Origin of the sequence: Kitasatospora sp. NPDC058965 (assembly GCF_042741245.1) — a bacterium.
Lineage (GTDB): Bacteria > Actinomycetota > Actinomycetes > Streptomycetales > Streptomycetaceae > Kitasatospora.
Genome location: NZ_JBHYKG010000265.1, coordinates 1 through 2,733 on the forward strand (window position 1 = coordinate 1; position 2,733 = coordinate 2,733).

Below are 2,733 nucleotides of genomic sequence, written 5' to 3' on the forward strand. Positions count from 1 at the left end.
GGCCGCGTCAGATTTTTATAAGACACACCCCCGAACCGCCCACCGACCCCGACCCCCTGTTCTGAGCAGCACCGCGCCCGCGCCGTGCCGACGGCTGGCCCCGTCGGCACGGCCCCCTTCGAACCGAGATCCCACCGAGGAGACATAGTCATGCGCCTGACAACTCAGCTCCGCGACGCCGAGGAGCTCGCCGCCGCCACCGCCGGCCACCTGCCCGCCCGGGCGGGCAGGTCCTGGCACCCGGCACCGGGAGCCGAGCTGGACGGCCTGGCCGCAGCCGGGCTGACCGACGGCACCCGCACCCTGCTGCTCACCACCAGCCCCTGCGGCACGGTCAAGATGGCGGCCTGGCCCGCCGGCTGCGCCCCGCTGCAGGCCGCCGCCGTCCCCGGCCGCCGCGCCCACCCGCGCCACCTCCTCGCAGCCGCGGCCCGCCACCACCTGCCCGCCGCCGACCGGGCGGCCCTCGCCGCCGGGCTGGGCACGGACGGCCTCGCCCTCCGGCGGGAGCTCCGGTACGAGCTGTGCACCAGCCCCCTCGCCCCCGAGCGCCGCACCGTCACCGACACCGAGGCCGGCGGCTTCACGGTCCACTGGAACCTGGGCGGCACCCGGATCACCGCAGCACCCTCCGGCGACCACGCCGTCGTCGTCCGGGCCGAGCGCCTCCGGCTCCCCTACGCCGAGCGCCTGCTGCGCCTGGCCCTGGACACCCGGCCCGTCGGCGGGCCCGCCGCCGATGTCCGCGGGGCAGCCGCCCGGCGCCTCGCCGCAACCTGGCCGCTGCTCCCGACCGACGCCAAGGCCGCCGGCACCACCCGGCTCACCTCCCGCACCAGCGCGCCGCACGCGCCGCACGCGGAGATCAGGCTCAACCCCGGCCTGGGCGGCGGCGACTGCGCACAGGTCGACCTGCGCCTGCGCGGCGGCACCGACCTCGCCCTGCTCGCGCTGGCCGCACTGCGGTGAACATCCCGGGGCGGCAGCCGGCCGGTGCCGCCGCCCCGTACCCGCCGCACAGGCAGAGCATGGGGAATCCATGCAGGTCAGATGGCTAATCCTCTATCAATCATGCTCGTGAACTGATATACTTCTCTTATTGGTCCGGTTGGCCCCGGACCTCACCCTTCGAACCGGCCGGGCACCTCGTGCGGCAACCGCCGCCAGGAGTCCCCTCACCATGCGGAGCGCCGATGCCCACCAGTCAGCTCACGCTTTTCGCCCCCGAGAACGCCTTCCCCGAACCCGCCCCCTGCGACCAGACCGTCCTGTGCTGGGGGCTCGGCGCGGACTCCACCGCGATCCTGGTCCGCATGCTGGAGGACCCGGTGGCCTTCGGGCTCCGCCCCGACCTCTCGGACCTGATTGTGATCAACGCCGTCACGGGAATGGAGTGGCCCGACAGCGTCGAGCTGGCCGAGCGGCACATCCTCCCGCTGCTGCGCGCCAAGCGCGTCAGGCTGGTCCAGATCGCCCGCGGCGGCCACTCGATCGCGAAGGACGGCATCGAGATCCTGACCGACACCCGTACCCCGACCACGATCCGCACCAGCGGGGAGTGGAGCCTGCTGCTCGACCTACAACTGTCCGGCACCATCCCGATGTACGGAGGCGCCAGGCTGTGCTCCGTGCACAGCAAGGGAGAGCCACTGGACCTGTGGTTCGAGCTGAACCTCACCGGCAGCTTCCGCCACATCATCGGCTTCGAGGCCGGCGAGACCGGCCGGGCGCGCGTCGACCGGTCGTACGGCAAGACGGGACGCAACCCCTGGTACCCGTTGATCAACTGGGGCTGGGACAGGCTGAAACTGCTGTCCTACCTGCGGGAACGCTTCGGCGTGACGTGGCCCAAGAGCTACTGCTGGGCCTGTCCGTACCCCACGTCCAGCGGATCGCTGCCCGACCACATGGCCCGCGCCGCGCGCTTCCCCGAGCAGATCGTGGAGGCCGCGCTGTTGGAGTACACCGCCCAGGCCCTGAACCCGCTGTTCACGCTCTACGCCAACTCCTCGCTGCGCCACCAGCTCCACCAGGCCGGCAACAGCCGGGCGCTCGACCTCCTGGCCGCCCGCCTGGACTCCGGGCCGTGGAGCGTCTACGAGGTACGGCGCGTTCTCACCCCCGGCCGCTCCGCCTGGTGCCGGAGTTGGCACGGGCCGCGCTGCGCGGCCTGCCTCGCCTACGAGCAGCAGCACGGCGAGCCGCGCCCGCGGTGCAAGGCATGCCGGGGCCTGCCCAAGCAGTCGTGCACCCGCCGGGTTCCCGATTGCTACGACCCCCAGAAGAAGGGCACGGTGTGGCGCTCGGTCCGCCGGGTCGGGGTGCTTCCGCGCCGTCTGGCGAAGGCCTCGCTCGACCGCTTCGCCTCCGCCCCCGGCCGGGAGCTGGTGCACACCGCGAGCGTCGTGGACGGCTACGCCTTCGGCTTCGACCGGGTGGTCACCCTTCAGCGGGGTGAGCGCTTCCCCGCGGTCGAGCGGCAGTTCGTCGCCGCCCCGGCCAGCGTGCCCACCAAGGCGCGCGACGGTTTCGAAACGGCATGGCGGTCGGCGCGGGCCGCAGTGGCGGCACCTCCGGTGTCGGGTGCGGGGCTGCTGCCGGTCGCCTGAGCCGGTGTCGGGGGGGGGCGGGGGGGCCCCCCCCCCCCCCCCCCCCCCGCCGGGACGAAAAGACACGGGGGACGGGCACCCCCCCCGCACCCCCCCACACCGGCGGGGGGCACACAAAACCCGA

General features: G+C 73.8%; 2 protein-coding genes. Both read left to right on the forward strand.

The genetic code is table 11. From position 1 onward, the window contains the following. Positions 1–150 precede the first annotated feature (150 nt). Positions 151–969: a hypothetical protein gene (locus tag ACFW1A_RS31190; protein WP_380414714.1), complete on the forward strand. Its 819-nt coding sequence runs from the start codon at positions 151–153 to the stop codon at positions 967–969. Positions 970–1,193: 224 nt separating this feature from the next. Then, positions 1,194–2,609: a hypothetical protein gene (locus ACFW1A_RS31195; RefSeq protein ID WP_380414716.1), complete on the forward strand. Its 1,416-nt coding sequence runs from the start codon at positions 1,194–1,196 to the stop codon at positions 2,607–2,609. The last annotated feature ends 124 nt before the right edge of the window (positions 2,610–2,733 follow it).